The 20566-nt window shown below is 54.1% G+C and carries 17 protein-coding genes; 8 read left to right on the top strand and 9 right to left on the bottom strand.

Going from position 1 to position 20566, the window contains the following annotated elements:
- Window positions 1–794: 794 nt before the first annotated feature.
- The gene (locus tag SH248x_RS16355) at window positions 795–1682 is read left to right on the top strand and encodes a hypothetical protein (protein ID WP_459555371.1); all 888 of its coding nucleotides are present in this window, start codon (window positions 795–797) and stop codon (window positions 1680–1682) included.
- Between the two features lie 111 nt (window positions 1683–1793).
- Here SH248x_RS16355 and SH248x_RS16350 read toward each other — a convergent pair whose 3' ends face one another.
- The gene (locus SH248x_RS16350; RefSeq protein WP_459555370.1) at window positions 1794–2012 is read right to left on the bottom strand and encodes a hypothetical protein; all 219 of its coding nucleotides are present in this window, start codon (window positions 2010–2012) and stop codon (window positions 1794–1796) included.
- A 307-nt stretch (window positions 2013–2319) separates the two neighbouring features.
- Window positions 2320–2853: a helix-turn-helix domain-containing protein gene (locus SH248x_RS16345; RefSeq protein WP_459555369.1), complete on the bottom strand. Its 534-nt coding sequence runs from the start codon at window positions 2851–2853 to the stop codon at window positions 2320–2322.
- A 195-nt stretch (window positions 2854–3048) separates the two neighbouring features.
- Between SH248x_RS16345 and SH248x_RS16340 the strand changes: the two genes are divergently transcribed.
- Entirely contained in the window at window positions 3049–3438 is a 390-nt protein-coding gene (locus tag SH248x_RS16340) for a transposase (RefSeq protein ID WP_459555368.1), read from the top strand.
- Here the strand turns inward: SH248x_RS16340 and SH248x_RS16335 are convergent.
- From SH248x_RS16335 to SH248x_RS16325, 3 genes are all read right to left on the bottom strand, one after another.
- Window positions 3409–4407 (bottom strand): NADPH:quinone reductase, encoded by a 999-nt coding sequence (locus SH248x_RS16335; RefSeq protein WP_459555367.1) that lies wholly within the window; start codon window positions 4405–4407, stop codon window positions 3409–3411. The genes SH248x_RS16340 and SH248x_RS16335 overlap by 30 nt on opposite strands.
- A 444-nt stretch (window positions 4408–4851) precedes the next feature.
- Window positions 4852–5532, bottom strand: a complete 681-nt coding sequence (locus SH248x_RS16330; RefSeq protein WP_459555366.1) for a peptidoglycan recognition protein family protein — start codon at window positions 5530–5532, stop codon at window positions 4852–4854.
- Window positions 5533–5763: 231 nt separating this feature from the next.
- Complete coding sequence (locus tag SH248x_RS16325; RefSeq protein ID WP_459555365.1) at window positions 5764–6252, bottom strand: hypothetical protein; 489 nt, start codon at window positions 6250–6252, stop codon at window positions 5764–5766.
- 99 nt (window positions 6253–6351) lie between these two features.
- Here SH248x_RS16325 and SH248x_RS16320 point away from each other — a divergent pair, with 99 nt between their 5' ends.
- On the top strand, window positions 6352–7323 hold the full coding sequence (locus SH248x_RS16320; protein ID WP_459555364.1) for a hypothetical protein: 972 nt from the start codon (window positions 6352–6354) through the stop codon (window positions 7321–7323).
- Window positions 7324–7396: 73 nt separating this feature from the next.
- Here the strand turns inward: SH248x_RS16320 and SH248x_RS16315 are convergent, their stop codons facing one another.
- Window positions 7397–8449: a Gfo/Idh/MocA family protein gene (locus tag SH248x_RS16315; RefSeq protein WP_459555363.1), complete on the bottom strand. Its 1053-nt coding sequence runs from the start codon at window positions 8447–8449 to the stop codon at window positions 7397–7399.
- Between the two features lie 267 nt (window positions 8450–8716).
- Window positions 8717–10168, bottom strand: coding sequence for a serine/threonine protein kinase (locus SH248x_RS16310; RefSeq protein ID WP_459555362.1), 1452 nt, complete (start codon window positions 10166–10168; stop codon window positions 8717–8719).
- A 243-nt stretch (window positions 10169–10411) separates the two neighbouring features.
- Here SH248x_RS16310 and SH248x_RS16305 point away from each other — a divergent pair, with 243 nt between their 5' ends.
- The 5 genes from SH248x_RS16305 to SH248x_RS16285 all read left to right on the top strand — a co-directional run bounded on the left by SH248x_RS16305 (window position 10412) and on the right by SH248x_RS16285 (window position 18849).
- Entirely contained in the window at window positions 10412–11227 is an 816-nt protein-coding gene (locus SH248x_RS16305) for a nucleotidyltransferase family protein (RefSeq protein WP_459555361.1), read from the top strand.
- 609 nt (window positions 11228–11836) lie between these two features.
- On the top strand, window positions 11837–13276 hold the full coding sequence (locus SH248x_RS16300) for a sulfatase (RefSeq protein ID WP_459555360.1): 1440 nt from the start codon (window positions 11837–11839) through the stop codon (window positions 13274–13276).
- A gap of 82 nt (window positions 13277–13358) precedes the next feature.
- A complete protein-coding gene (locus SH248x_RS16295) occupies window positions 13359–14651 on the top strand; it encodes an outer membrane protein assembly factor BamB family protein (protein WP_459555359.1) in 1293 nt (430 codons plus the stop codon).
- Window positions 14652–14863: 212 nt separating this feature from the next.
- Window positions 14864–16339: an NADP(+)-dependent, decarboxylating phosphogluconate dehydrogenase gene (gene gnd / locus SH248x_RS16290; protein ID WP_459555358.1), complete on the top strand. Its 1476-nt coding sequence runs from the start codon at window positions 14864–14866 to the stop codon at window positions 16337–16339.
- 122 nt (window positions 16340–16461) lie between these two features.
- Window positions 16462–18849 carry a hypothetical protein gene (locus tag SH248x_RS16285; protein ID WP_459555357.1) on the top strand — a complete coding sequence of 796 codons (2388 nt, stop codon included), beginning with the start codon at window positions 16462–16464 and terminating at the stop codon, window positions 18847–18849.
- Window positions 18850–18897: 48 nt separating this feature from the next.
- Here the strand turns inward: SH248x_RS16285 and SH248x_RS16280 are convergent, their stop codons facing one another.
- A complete protein-coding gene (locus SH248x_RS16280) occupies window positions 18898–19593 on the bottom strand; it encodes a low molecular weight phosphatase family protein (RefSeq protein WP_459555356.1) in 696 nt (231 codons plus the stop codon).
- Window positions 19594–19674: 81 nt separating this feature from the next.
- Window positions 19675–20547, bottom strand: coding sequence for a CPBP family glutamic-type intramembrane protease (locus SH248x_RS16275; RefSeq protein ID WP_459555355.1), 873 nt, complete (start codon window positions 20545–20547; stop codon window positions 19675–19677).
- Window positions 20548–20566 lie beyond the last annotated feature (19 nt).

Genomic DNA, 20566 nt, shown 5'->3' with positions numbered 1-20566 from the left:
CGGACCATCAATGCGGTCGAGAATCAAAGAACGTGTGGAGCATGTATTACAAATTCGATCGCTGATATCGAGCCGTGACCCCATTCACGGTCCGCACAGCGGACCCTACGGGGTGGCCCAGCCGTTCATGGCTGGGTGAGCGCAGCTCACAAGAAGCAGCGCCATCCGGCCACAATTTCGTCTCATGCGGTGAGTACAACTGGACGCGTATGGTGACGGGTCTTGTCGGCTGCGCCGATCCAGCCATGAACGGCTGGACCACCCGTCCTGATCACAATCCTGCCTGAGTTCCTTCGAATGCCAACCTCGCAGTTCCCTGATTCTTTCTCTTGGACCATGCTGCTTGTGCGCATTTTTCTCTTTGTCTGTTTCTTCGGTTTCTTCCTGTTGATTGGATTTTTTCTCCATCAGTCCCCCGTTGTACTCCGAGCGATCCTCTATCTCTATTGCTGGCTCTCCGCCTGCGGAATCTACTGGTTGCGTATCAACACGAACACGTTGCTTTCCGGTGCTTCGCTCATCACTGCAGCCGGACTGATCTTATTCGCGGAACTTGTCTGGATCCCCAGATTCCTCGCGATTCCATAACCCTCCGTGAATAGTCCATGAGTTGCTTGCGCACAGTTCGCGATTCGCCTTCCCCTGCTTGTCAATCTGACAATCCCCGCTGCCCCTGCGGGACATCGCGTTGACCGTTTTCTCCTTCGGTCGTAACGTATCGATCCCTTCCCATCTCTCCATTCGTCACCTCCTGCCTCTCTCCCACCTCATCTTTCCCCATCAATTGCGTGCTCATGACGCTTTCCCAGCGCCTTCATCAATGCCGCGTCTTGTTGCGACCTCGCTTGAGGTTCGTCGGCGTGTGCGCGTTAGGGGCGATGGTTTCCAGCTGCAACCTCTTCGGTAACCTCAATACCGGCGGTCCGACGTTCGATAAGAAAAATACGCTTCCTCCGATTCGCGTGGCTCCGGAATCGATTCAGCTCGATATTGTCTTTGTCGAACGTCTCGTCAGCGATCCTCTCTGGACAGAAGACCTCTGGAACAGCGTTGACCAGATCTCGAATCTCCCGGTCGACCAGCGTGCCAGGATCGACAAAGATGGCTTATTTGTCGGTGTCGTCGGATGCAACCCGCCACCCTCTCTGCAGCGTCTCTTAGAACTGCAGACCGAGATGCCGGACCTCGCGACGAGCAGTCGTGAGAAAAATGTCAACGGGCATACCGTCTTCCGCATGTCGGGGGAATCGACCACCATTCAAGCCAGCCCGATCATGCCAGAGCTCGATGTCAGCCACATCCTGCCAGATCAAAAGGAAAAGCTGATTCAGGCTCAGGCGATTCTGGACGTCAAAGTCGAACGTCTTCAGGATGGCTGGATCAAGCTTCACGTCACGCCCGAGATCCATCACGGCCAGCATCAGCTGCGTCCGGTTGCAGGTGAGAATGGCTTTGAAATGAAGGCCTCGCGCCAGGTCATTTCATTGACCGACCATCGTTTTACGTTGTCGCTGAATGTCGGTGAGATGATGGTCGTCAGTAGCGATCGGGACAGCCCGATACCAAGTATGGGACGCGTGTTCTTCGAAGCGGATTCCCATGTCGGCCTGGTGCAAAGACTCGTCGTGGTTCGCTTGAACGATATGAAGAAAGTCAAGCCGCTGTACCGCGAAGGTCTATAATCGGCAGCGTGATCAGCGCATGAAAAAACCCTGGAACAAGTCCAGGGTTTTGGTATTCCAGACAGTGAGTCCAGAGAATGCAGTCAGGACAAAGTTGTCCTGGATCGTCGATCAGCCACCTGCTGGTGGAACAGCAGCGCCTGAACCTGTGCCAGAACCGGTTTCTGGAGCAGCTGTTGGCGTGTCCATAGTTGGCTCGGCTGGGGTTGTTGTTGTGACTGGAGCTTCTGGAGTCGTTGGTGCAGCTGGTTTCTCTGGGCATCCAGCGCTGACAACAGCCAGGCAGGCAACGCAGCTGAAAGTCAGCACAGATTTGAGAACGTTCTTCATTCGATGGTCCCCTAAGTCGTCAATTCGTGATGATGGAGAGATCACAGGTGCTCGATGCACCGTGTACCAAGACACATATTGGTCTTCTGTCGTTTTTCATTAGTACATGTCAGACCTGCAAATTCAACTCAGATTTCTAAGTTTTCTGGCTTACAGAACACAATTGCAGCTCAAGTCATACCCATTTTGACAGATGATGATACATGTCATCATCACTTGAAAACGTGAAATCGGTGTCATTGGATCATGAAAATCCAAATTCTCTGACAAATAACGAGTTATGTCGACCGGCGCCGAGATGGCCCGGTCACGTTGTTTTGATGGTCACGGATTCATAGAGCGAGTTGATCAAGCCGATCGTGGCGAATCGCAGATGCGTCTCGAGAATGACTTCGACGCGTCTTAAAAGTTCTCGCTTCTCGTTAATCCTGCGGGCTTCTTCCCGCACCCCCTCTTCGCTGAGCGCTCCGCCGACTCCAAAGCAGCTGTAGAGCTCTTCCCAGTCGGGTTGTGACCACTCCGCGAACAATTCGGGAGCAGCCTCTTTCACGACTTCGACACGCGGGTTGGTCTGCTGGTTGAACTGACGGAAACGCTCGGACTCACTCAGCTCGGTCGCAGTAGGTTCCTCGGGATCGCCCGTCAGGGAGGCGACAGAGACCCCCAGGGCCGTCGCGATGCGGTGAACCGTCGTGTCCTGCGGGCGAGCGGTTTTCCCCTGAGAAAGCTGGTAAAGCGTGGTTCGCGACAGTCCAGACCGCTGCGACAGCGTTTTTTGAGACACGCCGAGTCGACGACACGCCTCTTGGACGCGTGACCAGAAATGATCGGACTCCGTCATGAGCAGTCATCCGAAAGGACGGAAATGAACATAAGTGTTAATTCTGAGACGCGATGTGTTCCACGGCAAGAGTCAATCTACGAAAAAACAGAACATTTGTGGACAATGTGCTGGACGCGTGGACAAGCCTTGGCTAAAATACTGTACGTAATGTATATGTTTCTCGCCTTGGCTTCAATGAAGGAATCTCCGCTGATGAAACCTCTCACACGACGTGCTTACATGTCCGACCTGACGGATGCCAAATGGCTGCGACTGGAAGCCATCCTCAAAAAACAGAACGCCCTCGGACGGCCGCGAGTGATCGATCTTCGGGAAGTCGTCAATGCGCTCTGCTATCGCTGGCATACCAAGTGTAGCTGGCGGATGCTGCCACATGATTTCCCCACATGGCAGACCGTTTACGCCTATTACTACCTTTGGCAGACAACCGGGCTGTTGAACGCGATCAAGGAGGTCGTCATGCCCGAGCGGACCGAAGCGGTCTGTGTCGAGGACTTCCCAGCGACGCTGCCGTTTGAGCGGCCCAGTGAACGACCGACTGAGAACGAGACGTCAAACGGTCAGCACAATCTTACCGCTTAGGCTGCCCGCTTTGTTGAGAGTGTTGTCTTCCTGCAGACGATGAGCTTCTGCTGCCTGCTCCAGTGGCATGACCTTGCCGATCAGAGGCTTCCATTTGCCTTGCTCGAACCAGGCATTCATCCGCTCGGCGCAGACACGCTGCTCATCGGGCGTGTTGTTGAAGATAATGACGCCCAGCAGCTGAAGCTCTTTGACATAAAACGGCCCGACAGGAAATTCTGGTCGGGCATCGCGCCCTGCCATGAGAATGATGCGACCGCGCTTGGAGAGCAGTTTGATCGTGCGATCGAACGTCGGCTCGCGCTGAGTTTCCCACCAGATGTGCAAGCCGCCCAGTTCTGAAGCAGCATTCTCGATCTTGGCGTCGAGGTCAGCATCTTTGTAATTGATGACGACATCTGCTCCCAGGGATGTGCAGAAGTCGAGCTTCTCCTGCGAGCCCGCGGTCGTGATGACTTTGGCTCCGTGGGCTTTGGCAAACTGGATCACACACTGCCCGACACCACCTGACCCGCCGTTGACGAAGACGACTTCGCCGGGCTGCAATCGTCCATGTTGAAACAGGCCCAGTTGCGCGGTGATCCCGACGAGCGACCCTGCCGCCGCGAGTTCATCGCTCATGGTCTTCGGGGTCGGGTACAGCCATTGTTCGTCGGTGCAGACGTACTCTGCAAAGGTTCCCTGCTTGCCGGCGATGCTTTGATTGGTGCCCCAGACACGATCACCGACCTGGAAGCGTTTGACGTCCTTGCCGACGGCTTCAACAGTGCCCGCGACATCGCAGCCAATAATGTAAGGAAACGATTGCGGTGGGATCGACTTGCCGCGTCGGATGTAGGTGTCAACGGGATTGACGGAGACGGCAGCCGTCTTCACGAGGACATCGCGTGGGCCGGGTGTCGGCTTGGGGAAATCTTCGATCTTGATGACATCGGGTTCGCCGACTTCATGAATCAGAGCAGCTCGCATGGGGTCGTTCCTTGTGGAGAAATCCAGTTTCCACAAGTTTAAACGACAGGTGCTCTGTGAGGAAGTCGGGGGAAGTACGTGGGAGGTCTGACACAGAGGGCACAGAGTTCACCGAGGACAAATCAGACAGCAGAATTTTGAGTAGTTGTCGTTTGATTGTTGCCAGCGACTCAAAGATCTTCAGAAATTCTAGACGCAGTCACCGGGAGGGCGAGGCTCCGTCCGAGCCGCTGTCCCGCGTTGCAACGCCGCACCGGTTAATGATGATTGGATGTTGTGCAGGGAGATGGGAGCTGTCGAGGCCATCATTGTCCTGTCCGAGGCTGGAGTTTCGCGACGCAAAGAAGCGGCTCGGACGGAGCCTCGCCCTCCCGGCTTTGCTTTCTGCGTTATTGCAAACTGCGAATCATAATTGAAACCGCTATCGCCCCTTCGGGGTCGAGTTTAATTCTTCGCGATCTGGGTCATGGCGGTTGAGATCTTCTCCCAGGGGAAGAGTTTGCCGGGGCAGGCGGTGGGTTTGACGTCTCGATGGCCGACGATTTTTTCGGTGGGGATGGCGTAGCGTTTGGAGAGGGCTTCCATGAGGCTCAGGAGGCTTTCGAGCTGTTTCTCGGTGGGAGGTTGTTTTTCGAAGTTGCCGACGAGGCAGATGCCGATGCCGCGTTCGTTGTACTCCGTGTTGCCCGCATGAGCGCCCTGGATCTGCTCTTCCCAGCGGAAGGTGGATTCGATCTGGCCGTCGTCCATGCCATGACCGTTGCCGATGACGAAGTGATAGCCGATGCCTTTCCACGGATTGCCGCTGGCATCTTTTCGTTGTTGATGCAGCTTATGAATCATCTCGACGGAACCGGTTTCGGTCGCGGTGTGGTGGATGACGAGGTGCTTCCAGGCACGTTCCTGGACGGGGGGCTTGTGCGCAAAGTCGGCTTTGAGACGGGACTCGGAACGCTCCATGGGACGTCGGCTGCGATGGTGCTGGAGGAGGAGGGCGACGCCGTGGTAGTAGGTTTGGTGATGAGTGATCTGGGGGGTGGTTGTGTTGGTGTTGGAGTCAGTTGAGCCTGCAGCGACCGTTAGACTGCCGAGAGTGAAGATTGCCAGTGTGAGCCATCGAGTCATTGCGAGAGTCCTGCTGTAGCTGTAGGGTCCGCTATGCGGACCGTGAATTCGCGACGTTGTCAGCAATCACCTCGTGTTCAAGCGATGAAGCTCGATTGATGGTCCGCACAGCGGACCCTACATGAGAGGGCAGGACAACAGCATGACCGATTGTTGTGGGTTTTGGGGGCGAGGTCAAAATCGAATTGGGGTTTGGCGTGAATGAGGGTGTGGCGATTTTGCAACGAAGCGTTATTTTACGGCAGGGGAGAGGGCTTGGGTGGTGATGGCGGTTTCTATTGAAGTGACGACGCGCTTGATCAAGGCCTGGGCTGACTCGCCTGACTGGCTGATATGGCGTCCGACGATGAGCTTGTCTGCTTGGAGCATCGAGAGGAATGTCGTCAGCGTGGTCGTCATCTCAGAGAGAAATGCTTTGCAGTGCTCAATCGACAGGTCGCGACTCTGGAGGATCGTTTCCTGTTCGGTGCGGAGACGCTGGAGTTGAGTGAGAGTTGTGCCTTGAGAGCGGTACATCAGGTCGGACTTGAACGCGCGTCGCAGTCGGCTCTGGTCGTCGAACTGATAGACCGGATCTTCGCCGAAGTAAATCGACAGGCCGCCGCTGCGTTTAAAGCCGACGAAGATCAAGTCGCCATCCTGCTGCGTGAACTCGATCCGGTCGATGAGCGCGGTCGCTTCCGCGATGAGATCTTCTCGCGGGCTTTCCTGTCTGGCCATTTGGGATCCTTCATCAATCGTTCACACTTGATCATTGATTGCGTGAATTTCTCGTCGTATCTTAAATGGATTCCTCTCTCGTGAAGGTGGGCCATTCTCATGTCGATCAAATTCAAATGTGGTCTTTGCGATCATAAAATGAAAGCTGGTGAGAAGTACATCGGCCGGAAGATTGATTGTCCGAATTGTGGCGGGTCAATCGAAGTCCCCGGGCAGACAGGGAAGAAAGCGCCCGTCAGTTTTACAGACGAGGATGACGTCGAATTCTTCGACGAGGATGATGAGGCGTTCGAAACAGCGAAGTTTTCCACGCCAAAGACATCAAAGCTGAAGAAACCCGCGACGACAGGGGAACATGTCGAAAGAGTCCGCGGAAAGAAGCCGTCGGGGAAAAAGAAGGCAGAGGACAAGACGCCGAGCTGGGTTGTGGTGGGTGTCATCTGCGGCAGCCTTGTGATGTTCCTGATGATGGGTGTCGGGATCTTCATGTTCGGGGGGAGTTTTGCATCCGGCCTGGACAAGATGGGCCAGGTAAAAGCACCAGAGACCTTCGAGCATTTTCATCATGAGCACTGGGTGGGCATCGATTATCCGACGGGATTCAAAGTGACGTCTGGCGGCGGGACGGGCGGGCTGCCGGCCTGGATCAAGATCGAAGGGGAGGGGGGCGTTCAGATGCAGGTTCGTGAGGACCATGCAGCAGAAGCGATCGGTGATATTGCCCAGGCATCGCCAGCTGGTCCGATCGTGGTTGATGGCGCGATGGCCGTCGATGCGGGGCCAAGTGATCTCGATCCGGTTGCATCTGTGCACAGCTTCCTGAAGTTGAAAGTCGAGCCGGAATACAGTGGCTATGAAGAGCAGCCGATGGTCCCTGCGAAAGCCAAAATGGGGGATGCACGCTACTCGGAGTTCACCGCGTCGGGCATGGTCGGGAAGACGTACGGGCTGCGCGGGACGGTCCTCTCGGGACCGAACGCCGTGAAGATCATCGCGACGTGCAGCAAGCGACAGTACGAAGCGTACAAGCCGGTGTTCGTGAAGATGCTGGAGTCGGTGGGGAATAACTGATCATGAAAAAAGTCCCGCATCGACGTGGCACCGATACGGGACTTCTATCGTCTGCAGGAGTGGTCTGATCTCGTTATGTGTGGACTAGAGTCTGTTGCTTCATTTTTGGCAGTGGCTCGACCTTCAGGGGCTGTTCTTTGCGAGCCGACTCGAGGATCAAATCACACAAGTACTGGACTTCGAGTGACAGCTGCGGGCGAGCGGTGTTGAGCTTGCCGGAGCGGATGTCGTCGCAGAAGTTTTCGATCATGTGGACGATGTGGTTCGTCTTCTCGAATTTGTGAGTTTCGGCTGCACCCTCGTTTTTGTGGGTCCAGAAGCGGTGCGAATCAACAAGCGGATTGGGCTGGACGAAATCGTCGCAGACGAGGGTTGATTCGGTGCCGCTGACTTCCATCCATTCGCGGAAGGTGGTGTCGAAGCCGCAGTCGAAGGAGGCCATGCGGTCATCGGAGTACCACATAATGGCCGAGAGATTCATGTCGACATCGTTGTGCCAGCGGGCGGTCGCGTAGACACGCTCCGGCAGGCCTTTGAACGCGAGGATGGTCGCGCCGACGGTGTACCAGCCGAGGTCGTAGAGTGACCCGCCACCCATGTCACGGTGGAGGCGAGGTTCCTTATCGAGTTCTGGAACCTGAGGCCAGCAGAACGTAAACGCAGAGGTCATGCGTCGTGGTACGCCGAGCTTGCCTGAGTGGATGTAATCGAGCATCGCTTTGGTGCGCGGGTGGTGATGCCACATCACGCCATCCATGAACTGGACGTTGTGTTCACGGCAGGCAGCCCACATTTCCTGGACTTCGCTGGAGGAAAGTGCGAGAGGCTTTTCGCAGAGAACGTGCTTGCCTTTCTCAGCGGCTTTGATCGTCCACTCGTGGTGAAGGTGCGGAGGAAGCGGGATGTAGACGGCATCGACATGGGGATCATCGAGGAGGGCTTCGTAGCTGGCATGAACGATGGGAGCGCCGTAAGTCTTGGCCCACTCCTGTGCACGGTTGATATCGCGAGCTGCGATGGCTTCGAGCTGACTTCCGCGGGCTTCTTTCATCGCCGGCGCGACTTTGGAGGTAATGCGAGCTGCTCCCAGAACACCCCAGCGGATTGGTTGGTCAGCGTTTGACATAAAACTTCGCCTTCAAGCTACAATAAGACAGTGACTTAAACACGTGTATTATGATTGATTTGATTTGTGTTTAAAGGGCGTTCTGCGAAATTTGGCGGTTTCTGTGCTGTAAAACCGATGGATTTGCAACGGACTGGCTCTGCATGCAGAAAGTTAAGTGTTTATTTGTCAGTCGGTTAGGGAAAGCTGACGTGCCAGAAAAGAATATGATGGCTGCGAAATCCGGCATCCTCTTTGGGGGCGACTTCGAATCTTGTCGAGGTCGTCCTATTTTGCGTCCAGGTGTCGACTGATTTCCTTACGCAGCTCGCGGAGCTGGAACGGGTGCACGAGATGAGAAATTCTTTCGTGCTTGAGGTCGGACTCCGGGATCAGGCCGACTTGTTTGGGGCGAAGAATCAGAACGAGGTGGGAGTGTCCGTTGAGCGCGACGTCACGGGTTCGTTTGAAGACGTCGGGCAGTTTGTTTTCGTACGCCTCGCCTGAAAGGACCAGGCAGTCAGGGGTATCGAGAAACATGTTCGCGATCGCGTCATCGAGTTTCGTGAAAGTAGTGACCTGGAAACTGCGGCTTGTCAGGTATTGCTCGATCAGTTGGGCGCTGCTTTCCCGGGGTTCGATCAGCATGACGTGTGGCTGCTTCTCGACAGAGCCATTGATGGGAAAGTCAGGGTTTGAATCTGCCGGCGAGCCATGCAGGGAGACGACAGGGTTGGCTTCAAGGAAGCGGTTCAGATCCAGAATCAGTTCGCCCGCTGTCTGATAGCGGTTGGCGGGATTGAAGCTCAGCAGGCGATCAACCATATACGTGACTTGTCGAGGCAGATCGGGAGAGGCGATCGTCAGCGAGCGGATGTTGCTGTAGCGAGTGGCCTGCTTGCGTTCGGACTGCTCGCGACTCGGAGGGTACGGAGGCTTGCCGGTGAGGAGTTCGTAAAAGATGGTGCCGAGGAAGAAGAGGTCGCTGCGGGGATCGTTTTTTGGTGCTGCGGTGTGTTTTTCGAGTGTGGAGTACTCGACAGCGACCTGGAATCGTTCGTCTTCGATGTTTTTGAATTTCGTCTCATCGACTGCCAGGCCGAAATCAATCAGACGAGCGACGCCTTTGGAGCTCATCAGGACGTTGGAGGTCTTGAGATCGCGGTGCGTGCAGCCCTGTTTGAGGGCGTATTCCAGACCTGAGGCGAGTTCGAAGATGATCTTACAGGCTTCGGAAGCCACCAGCTTTTTACGGATCTTGATGAAGTCTTTGAGCGTGCCCCCTTCGACGAATTCCATCGTGAAAAAGTGATGCTCCCCTTCGTGGCCGATGTTGTAGATCGGGACGATGTTGGGGTGTTTGAGCTTCTTGCCCATCTCGGCTTCTTTGCGAAACAGCGAGACAGTTTCTTCGTCGGTTGCCCAGCGATTGCGGAGGACTTTGACCGCGATGATATTGCCATCCGGGTCAGAAGCACGGTACACGCGGGCGAAGCTCCCGGAGGAGTTCATGTAGAGAAGCTTGTTGCCGCCGAGGACCACGCCGGAAAAGTCGAGTTGTTTGATTCGCTCGACCTGATAGGGCGTGAGGATATCGCGTTTCTGGAGGGCATCGAGCAGGTCGATGCCCATATTGTCTCCCTTCTTGATGCCGGTCAGGCAACTCTGGATCTGTTCTTTGGTCGCCAGCTGGTAGCGAACAAGATCCTTGGCCAGTGAACGGAAAGATTGGATATCCATTGAAGAGGAGGGACTTAGATATGCGCGAGAGTGTGGATGGAAACTCTTGACGGAAGCTGCTGGTCTGGCCTTACCAGTCAGGCACGCGGGATGACCAGACGATCAATCAAAACCCGCTTCTGTGAGGGTAGCATGGTGGGGTAGGGATGGAAAGAGTGGGATTCGGAAATAGGAGTGGGAACGCCGCCAAGGCCGGAATATACTATCTCAAACGATTGTTTCAATTTGTGGGGATAACGAGGCATGATCCGGCCTGCAACACTGACGACGGCCAGAACATATGAGCAAATGCTCGATGCTGACAGGGAGTATGCTTTGGACGAAGGTGGTCGTTTCTTTGAGGGTCGAAGTGCAGTTCCGGTCACTCTCCATCGAATTGCACAGCGATTGAAAGACTTGGGTGTCCCGTATGCTGTGATTGGCGGGATGGCTTTATTTGCACACGGATACCGACGGTTCACTGAGGACGTCGATATTCTCGTGACCAGTGAGTCATTGAAACGGATTCACGAATCACTGGAAGGTCGCGGTTATCTGAAGCCCTTCCCGACGAGTCGACATCTGAGGGATACAGAAACGAAGGTCAAAATCGAGTTTCTCGTTTCAGGTGGCTTCCCGGGTGATGGTAAACCGAAGGCAATTTCATTTCCTGATCCAGCGGATGTCAGCGAATTCATCGACGACGTTTCTTACATTACATTGACAATCTTGATTGAACTCAAAATTGCTTCTGGTTTGACGGGTGCCAATCGAGAACGGGATTTGATCGATGTCCAGGAACTAATCCGGACGGTTCCGTTGGAACGCAGTTTAGGTGACCAACTGGATACTTCAGTACGTGCGAAGTATTTCGAGTTGTGGGATGCGATGCACCAGATGCCGCGTCGGTATTTCCTGGTCGTGTCGAAGTCGGAGAATTTGAGTGAGTATCTGGACGCCGGGCTGCGTTTAACAAGCGGAGAAGATTCTGAGCAGGTGATGCTGGAGACATCCGATCCTGGGTTAGCCAGAAGATTCGGGATGGAAGAGATGGACGATTTTGATGGACGTCTCGATTGAGTGTGGGCTGTGGTAGGGTCCGCTGTGCGGACCGTTAAACGGCCTCGATATTTTATGCTAGCGCGGCTTAGGTAGAACCAGCCTTCGCTTAATTTATTGCGTATTGACGGTCCGCACAGCGGACCCTACGGGAAAACGAAAAAAGCCCGGCTCTCTAGCATAGAGAACCGGGCTGCTTCAGTTGGATCTAGCGAAAAAGGAGATCCAAACGCGTGGTGGCTGTCCTGGTGAACAACCCGCCGACTGTCACCGTTCTAAGTGACGCCACCTCTTTCTGAAACATGGCTAAAGTCGTAATCCACGTGACCACCTCCTTTCAAAATAAAATCGAGTGAGTCGGAACTCTGCATCGCAAGCCAGCCGATGACTGGTTTCCGACGGGACGTCCTGTGCATTGCGTTATGCACCCGATAAAAGAATTATTGTCACTGTGGGGAAATGAGCAAGCTCTTTTTTTCGAAAACGTAAAAAAGCTCGGAGGGGAGATTTGGAGGGTTGAACTGGGGCTTGACACGGATCAAGATCTGTGGATCGATGAGAGAACACCTTTCGATCGAATCACCCTTCCTGATTTTCTCCCGCCTGAATGCCTGCCTGAGGACCCCGCCCATGCTGCGTACTGTGATGCTGCTCGCTTTGGTGCTGATGCCACTTTGTGCTTGTGCGCAGGAGAAAGAGAAAGGGGCGAAGTACAACGTCCTGTTTCTGATGTGCGATGACCTCAATGTCGACCTCGGCTGCTACGGCCATCCGATCGTGAAGTCACCCCACATTGATGCGCTGGCGAAAGAGTCGGTGACGTTCGACCATGCGTATTGCCAGTATCCGCTGTGCAGCCCTTCACGGACATCCATGCTGACGGGCAAACGTCCCGATGAGACCCGCGTCTATGACCTGCAGCTGCATTTTCGCAAGGTTTTGCCGGATGTTGTGACGTTGCCTCAGTACTTCATGGGCAAGGGTTATACCGTTTCGCGAATTGGCAAGCTGTATCACTATGGGGTCCCGGGACAGATCGGGACCGATGGTCTCGATGACCCGGAATCGTGGCAGTCGAAGTTCAATCCGATCGGACGCGACAAAGCGGACGAGAGTCAGGTCTTTTCTTTTGAACCTGGCAAGTACGGGGGAACGCTCAGCTGGCTGGCGGCTGAAGGCGACGACAGCGAGCAGACGGACGGCATCGCAGCGGCGTATGCCTGTGAGTGGTTAGAGAAGCATCGCGACGAGCCCTTCTTTCTGGGCTGCGGGTTCTATCGGCCGCATACCCCCTTTGTCTCGCCGAAGAAGTATTTCGAGATGTATCCGAAAGAGGACCTCGTTCTGCCGAAGGTTCCCGAGGGGCATGACTCGCGTGTACCGAAGTTCGCGGTCGCAAATCGTAAGAAGTATGAAGCGGAACTGACGGACGAAGATCGTTTGAACGTGCTGCAGGCGTATTATGCCTCGATCTCGTTTGCCGATGCCCAGGTCGGGATCGTCCTGAATAAGCTCAAAGAACTCGGATTGTGGGACAAGACGATTGTCGTGCTGACGAGCGATCATGGGTATCACATGGGGGAGCATCATCTGTGGCAGAAGATGTCGGTGTTTGAGAAGTCGGCCCGAGTGCCGTTGTTGATTCATCATCCGGCGTTTGCAAAGGATCAGCATGCGGAGAACTCGATTGTCGAACTGCTGGATCTGTATCCAACGCTGGTCGATGGTTGCGGCTATGAGCTGCCTGCGGGATTGAGTGGCACGAGCCTTGTACCTGCCTTGAGAGATCCGACTAAGTCAGCGAAAAACTATGCGATCACGCGGGTAAATCGTGGCAATAATGCGCAAGGCTTCAGTCTGAGGACGCCGCAGTATCGATATACCGAATGGCGGACCAAAGATGGTATTGAGCGTGAGCTTTACGATCACTCCCGCGATCATGACGAATATGCGAATCTGGCAAACGAGCCGACTCAGAAAGGCGTGATGGACGCTTTGTCGCTGCAAATGAACGCCATTCTCGAGCGTCAGACGATTCCGCCCGAAACATTGAAGAAGCCCAAAGGTTAGTTTGAATTCCGTACGCGGTTCGCGTACACCTTTTCTTCGCAGACATCCTGCCTTGTATGCCCACCTTGAGCGAGTGTTGTTTATGAAGTCCTGCCTCAATTTTGCCATGTTCGCCAGCCTCCTAACCTGCTCGACCCTGCATGCGGAAGACTGGCCGAGCTGGCGCGGTCCGCGTCAGAATGGAATTTCGTCAGAGACAGGGATCGCGACGAAATGGTCTCGCACGGAGAATGTCGCCTGGAAAGTACCGCTGCCAGGGCCTGCGGGGGCAACGCCGGTTGTTGCGGGGGATCACATTTTCCTGACGAGTGTCGATGAGGCAGGGCAGAATCTGCTGCTGATCTGCATCAGTACCGATGGCAAAGAACTTTGGAGCAAAGAAGTCGCCCAGGGCAATCAGGTGGCTCGCGGCGATGAAGGCAACTCGGCTTCTCCCTCGCCGGTGACTGATGGCAAGCATGTCTGGGCGTTCTTTGGTGACGGGACGTTGTGCTGTTATGACTTCGATGGAAAGGAAGTCTGGAAATACAACCTGCAGAAAAAGTATGGCGAGTTCGATATTCAGTTCGGCATGCCGTCTTCGCCTGTTCTCTATAACGGGGTGCTTTATCTGCAGATCATGCATGGCAACATGCGGACCGCAGAGCCAGGGGTCGCGTATCTGTTGGCCGTTGATGGAAAGACCGGCAAGGAACTCTTCAAAATGGACCGCCCCAGCGATGGCGGTTATGAAACCAAGCATGGCTATGCCTCTGCGATGCTCGCGTTCACAGAGAAAGAGCCGGTCATCATGATGCACGGTGCGGATTACATCTCTGCGCACAGCCTCAAGGATGGTCACGAATTCTGGCGAGCCGGGAATTTCCAACCCGCAGAGTACGACAAGTTCTGGCGTTTCGTTTCCTCGCCGGCCGCCAATGAAGGCTATATCGTCATCCCGACCTGCAAGAAAGGGCCGACGATCGGCGTTAAGATTTCAGACGATGGCAGCGAGTTCAAAGAGCAGTGGCGTTACGACAAGACGCCGGATGTGCCGTCGCCATTGATCAAGGATGGACTGGTTTATCTCTGCAAAGAAGACGGCAACCTGGTCTGCCTGGACGTCAAAACCGGCGAAGAAATCTACGGCCTGCAAAGAACCCACCGCCAGCGCCACCGCGCTTCGCCGGTCTATGCTGATGGCAAGATTTATTTGACTGCCCGCGACGGGCTGGTGACGGTCGTCAAAGCAGGCAAAGAATTCGAGATCCTGGCCCAGAACACCCTGGCAGATGAAAGCGATCCCGATGAATCAATCTCGTCCTCACCCGTGATTTCAAACGGGACCCTGTACCTGCGGAGTTACGATCACCTGTGGGCGATTCGGGAGAAGTAGTACAACTGGACCTGCGTTCTGAAAGCGGAAAACAACAGATCCGAGTCGCTTGACTGGTCATACCAGTGGCGTTATCCTGTGCAACCTTAGTATCGGCAGGCTCTTTTCGCTACACTGGGTTCACACCAAACACGGTGACGTCGGCGTCTTCCAAGTTCGTTTCGCCACCAGGCTTTTGATCACTCATACTCACTCAAGGAATTGCGATTCCAATGTCCAAGAAGAACGACATCGGCCTCATCGGTCTGGCTGTCATGGGCCAGAACCTCGTTTTGAATATGGCCAATAATGGCTTCAACGTCTCGGTTTACAACCGAACAACGAGCGTCACGGACGACTTCGTCGCGCGAATCAGTGGCATGGGGCCCGATTTCGTTCATGCCGATACCCATAGCCGCGTTCATGGCTGCGGTACTCTGGAAGAGTTCGTCGAGTCACTGGAAAGCCCACGACGGATCATGATCATGGTCAAGGCTGGGAAACCAGTCGATGCCGTCATCGATCAACTCAAGCCGCTGCTTGCTAAAGGCGACATCATCATTGATGGTGGTAACTCAGACTTTGTCGACACGAATCGACGTACCAAGCAGCTCCGCGAAGAAGGCTTCCGCTTCATCGGAACCGGCGTTTCCGGTGGTGAAGAAGGGGCTCTCAAAGGGCCTTCGATCATGCCCGGCGGACACGAAGAAGCCTGGCCGTTCGTCAAGGAAATCTTCCAGAAGATCTCTGCTAAGGTCGGTCCGAACAACGACATTCCCTGCTGTGAGTGGGTCGGCGAAGATGGGGCTGGTCACTATGTGAAGATGGTTCACAACGGCATCGAGTACGGCGACATGCAGCTGATCTGCGAGTCGTACTTCATTCTCAAGCACGTCCTCGGCCTGAGCAACGACGAGCTGTATCAGGTCTTCAAGCAGTGGAACACGTCCGAGCTCGAAAGCTACCTGATCGAGATCACTCGCGACATCTTCACGGTCAAAGATGCAGCATCCGGCGGTTACCTGGTCGACCAGATCCTCGATACCGCCCAGCAAAAGGGAACCGGTAAGTGGATGAGCCAGCACGCTCTCGACCTGGGTGTCCCGACGACCCTGATCACCGAAGCGGTCTATGCTCGCTGCCTGTCGGCTCAGAAGGACGCCCGCGTGCGTGCGTCGAAGGTTCTCAAGGGACCAGACTCTGTTCCGTTCAATGGCGATAAGCAGGCCTTCATCAACGATGTCAAGGACGCTCTCTACGCCTCGAAGCTCGTCAGCTACGCTCAAGGTTACGTCCAACTCGACGCAGCCGCCAAAGAGTTCGGCTGGAAGCTCAACAACGGCAACATCGCCCTGCTGTGGCGTGGCGGTTGTATCATTCGCAGCCGATTCCTGGGGGATATCAAGGCTGCCTTCGATAAGAACCCGACCCTGGAAAACCTGCTGCTGGACGACTTCTTCAAGAACGCAATCGACAAGGCCCAAACCGGCTGGCGTCGCGTTGTTTCGACAGCGACCCTGCTCGGCTTGCCATGTCCAGGCTTCAGCGCTGCTCTGAGCTACTACGACGGTTACCGCAACGATCGCCTGCCCGCCAACCTGCTGCAGGCTCAACGCGATTACTTCGGTGCTCACACCTACGAACGCCTCGACAAACCACGCGGCGAAATGTTCCACACCGATTGGATTCGCGAGCGGAAGCTGAGCTAGTTGTGCGATTCTTGGTTATCGCAAAAGCGGTCGACATAAGCTGTCGACCGCTTTTTTTGTGCCTGCTAAGTAAAGAATGATACAATCAAGAATTCCTGGTTAGCTTCACTTTGAGAGAGTCTATGGAATCAGGTGATCAAGCAACGACGGATCGAAAACTCTACCAGTCAGAACTGGAAGCACATCGCCTTGCGATTGATCGCCTGGGCGGGAACACGAATGCGACCGAGTGGCTTGATACAAAATATGCCGTTTGGATGATCAGGCAGCTTGACCGTTTGCGGAGCCGGCCATTGCCTCGAAAAATGAGACTTTATGGAATTGCCTGCTGTCGGTTAATAACGAATTTGAAACGAAGTGCGATATGGTTGCGTGCTTTGGATGTTGCAGAACGAATGACAGATGCGAAAGCAGCAGGTCAAGAGCAGCGAGAGACTCTTTCGCGTTTGAGAAGCAGAAAGCAGCAAATTGAAAAATGGCAATCGAGGTTTCAAAGAGAAAAGTATCTTTTCAAGATCTGGACCTATCAGGCCATCATCAATCTGTTTCAAGATGATGAAGATTATCTGAAAGAGAACGACGATACTTGGCTTAGTTTAAATGACGTCCAAAAAGATGTCAGCTATGCGACAACGGGTCTGGAGATAGGATTCTTTGAGCAGCAGGCTCTGTTATGGGAAATCTTTGGGCAACCATTTCTATCTACGGAATTCGATTCCAATTGGAGAACGAGCGAGGTTGTTGATCTGGCAGAGACAATGTATCGAACGCAGGACTTCAGTCAAATCGGCATTCTTGGGAATCTCTTACAGGATGCAGGGTGCGGTGATCCGCGCATTCTTACTCATTGTCAGCGACGCCAGGGCCATGTTCGTGGCTGTTGGTTAATTGACGAGATCCTGGGGAATCCAATCATTGATTCCTCGGAAATAAAATGGAGTTTTCACTGCTCACATCCACATGTCGACGCGGAAGAACTGAAACAGCAGTATCGCTATTTTGGAACGCTGGGGACCAAGGATCGTCGATGTGATACGGATGTCATGAGCTTTGCTGACTGGCTGGAAGAAAACGGAGATGTTCATTGGGCTAACTGCGTTCGAGTTCGTTGTATCTCAGATCATGTTTCTCCAAGTGTTGATTATGTCGATCAACTGGAACTATTGCGCGAATCTAACAGTCAGATTGGTCGTCCTCGGTCCGGCAGTATGCTTTCAATAGATGGAATGTATTTTGGCGGATACGACTTTGCCGATGAGAACTGGTGGCAAGGAGAAACTCAGGAGTATCAGCGAGGTCTTCCTACGCTGATCAATGCAGTCATTCCTGGTAATGATCCTCGTCCAGCAGATGTCCTGATACAGCAACTACAGGGAGTTGTACAGAATACGCCGATTCGTGGTGTAGATTTTGAAGAGCATTATGCAAACGATATGTATGAGATTCTCAGTTCGCCGCCGGGGCGAGAGCTGACATCGATCAAATACGACTATCGAAATTTTGGTCGGAGCCTCGCCTGCCCTGTCCTGACTGCCATTGCATCAACCCCACCTGCTCGCTGCCTGGAATTCCTCAGCATCAACGAAGGCATCATTACGGATCAAGATGCCATGGTATTAGCAACTGCGCCGTTTGATCGTCTGTATCGACTTGATATGCCTTATGGTGGCATCAAATGTTCTTCAGCTGCAGCAGAAAGACTGGTGACGTCTCCCTGGTTCAAACAACTTGGGCAGTTATTCTGTACTTTTGGCGATGAGTGTGCAGAGGTTGTCGTCAGGCATTTGGGGCAAATGCCTAAGCTTCATTCGTTAGCTCAATCTCGAACTCCCCGTTCCGGATTGATCGCCATGAGGTACGGGAACTTCTCGCAGTTACGTCGACTGGCTATGATTGAAACCAATTTCGGTGAAGAGACTGCAACCATTCTTTGTGAATTGAGGGCCCCGAATCTTTTGAGTCTGACGTTGAAAGGCTGTCTCTTGGAAAAGCGAGAGCTTCTGAAGGTTCTCGGTTCATCACTGTTGGATAATGTGCAAGTTCTTGAGCTTGAACAGTCACTACTGGACGAAGAGTGCCTTAAACAACTCACTGATACGGCCTGTATTTTGAATCTAAAGATGTTGCGTTTGAACTGCAGCGACAGTGACCTCAATGGTCGTTTTCAGTCGTTGGCATCTTCTGCTTTTGTAACGACATCGGCTTTTAGGGGATTGCGATCACTCGCGATCAGTTACCCCTTTGCCAACAACGTCAAACGCGATACTGGAGAGTTCTTAGAACGTCTGAATATGCCCAATCTGCGTTCACTCGAATTGGAAGGTTGTGACTTTAATGATCAATGTGCTCATGCACTGATGACTAATCCTAATCTCCCGCAACTAAGACGACTGAAGCTAAAAAAAGGCTTTCAGTCAAACGTTCAAGTTGCTTACCCGCTTGTGGTTAAAATGATGGAGTCTTCAAACCTGAAGAACCTGGTGGAATGTGACCTTGACGGCATCTATTGAGATACTTTTCAAGATTTTCAAGGCAGCAAAGTCACCTTGTCAGAGTCTCTATTTCTTCACTAGCGAGAACAAATACAGCATCTCGCGGCAGATCTGGGCGGAGCGTTCGTCGTAGCGGGTGGTTTCTTCGGGGGTATTGTCGGCGACCTTGGGGTCTTCGTAAGCAACGGCGATTCTCGAGTTGCTGCCTTGGACGATCGGGCAGGCTTCGTTCGCGCTCTGGCAGGTCATAACCGCACAGAATTCCTTTTGAGGATTTGACGGGTCGTTGTAGACCTTGGAAAAGCAGGTCAGCGGGTCACCTGACGTTTGATACGAGACGAGGTAACGGGGATTGGCTGGATTCCCTTCCTGCTTAACCTGCATTCCGGCTCGTTTGATCGTTGCTACGGCACGGGGATTGAAGGCGGTTGCTTCTGTGCCGCCTGAGTAAGTTTCCACGTCACCAATCTGGTAATACGACGCCGCGACCATCGCCCAGATCTGGGACAGGTGGCTGCGACGAGAATTATGGGTGCAAATGAAGGTCAACTTCGCAGATTTGCCAGCCTCGTGTTGCTTCGAGACATAGGCAGCGACAGCAGCCAGTTCCTGTTTGCGGGACTCTGGAATCTGGTCGAACTCCGTGACACGCTGGGAGACGAAGTCATTGACCGCTGGCAGGAGAGGATTGCCAGCAGAAGCCGAGGTTGTCATCGCAGCTAGACTGAAGAGAGTCATCAAGCAAATCAGGGTCTTCTTCATAAGGTATCCAGTGGGAAGTGGAGTCTGTTTTCACCGCCTTACGTTACCTCGCGAGATTCATGGATTCAATCCGCAACTCCGTTAGGAATTGATGAGGATCCCGACCATCAGGTCATACGCTGTGTGGGCGCCGATGGTGATGCCGATGCCTCGGTAGAGCATGAGGAGGGCGAAGACGATGCCGGCGGCGAGGCGGAAGAGGAGGCCGAGGGGTTCGCCGGGGCTGTGGGTGTAGCGGGTTTGCAGGAGGTGCCAGATGTTGGTTGTGGCGAAGAAGTCGGTGGGAGCGATGTAGTGGGCGATCGCAAAGAGGGCACTTGAGACGATGACTGCCAGGATGATCGCCCAGTGGCGGGAGAGTCGAACCAGACGAAAGACAGCGAAGAGTGCAGGGAGTAGCAGCAGGCGGAAGAGAACCTCTTCGTAGAGCCCTGCTCCGAGATAGCTGAGCGCCTGAGGCCAGAGATCGGTGGAAGGAATTGGCACGGTTTGGAGTAACCAGCGGTCCTGTTCGAGAAAGGCACGTTGCGATTGCGCCATCAGCAACAGGCAGAACGCGAACAGCAGGCTTTCTGATGCCATCCCCAGGCCCGTATCGGCTTTGAATTGCCATGAGCTGCGGCTTCGCCACTGCCACACGAGCAGAATGACCACCAGCAGGGCTGGCAGCAGGAACGGGCCCGCGTTGGGCAAGCCGAGTTGACTGGTCATCTGATCGAAGAATTGGCGCAGCCAGAGATCGGCACCGTTTCGCAGCTGGTCGGCTTGCTGGCCGGCGAAGTACAGGCCGGCTTCGTAAAGTGTGAGAATCGGCAGCAGGAACAGGAGGCTGGCGAAGGGGGTGCGCGAGAGATGCCAGTAGTCGGTCGGCGGAGGACCAGCGGCTTCGCGTCCCCATAAGTGGGAGCGAAGAGCGGTGTGGATCGAATTGGAAAGTCGGGCCAGGGTGGACATGATCGCCGTTGGGAGGGTG

The organism is Lacunimicrobium album (genome assembly GCF_052161635.1).
In the GTDB taxonomy this organism is placed as follows: Bacteria; Planctomycetota; Planctomycetia; order Planctomycetales; family Planctomycetaceae; genus SXPC01.
Note: the sequence above shows the minus strand (reverse complement) of the source record. Positions and strands in the feature narration are given on the sequence as shown.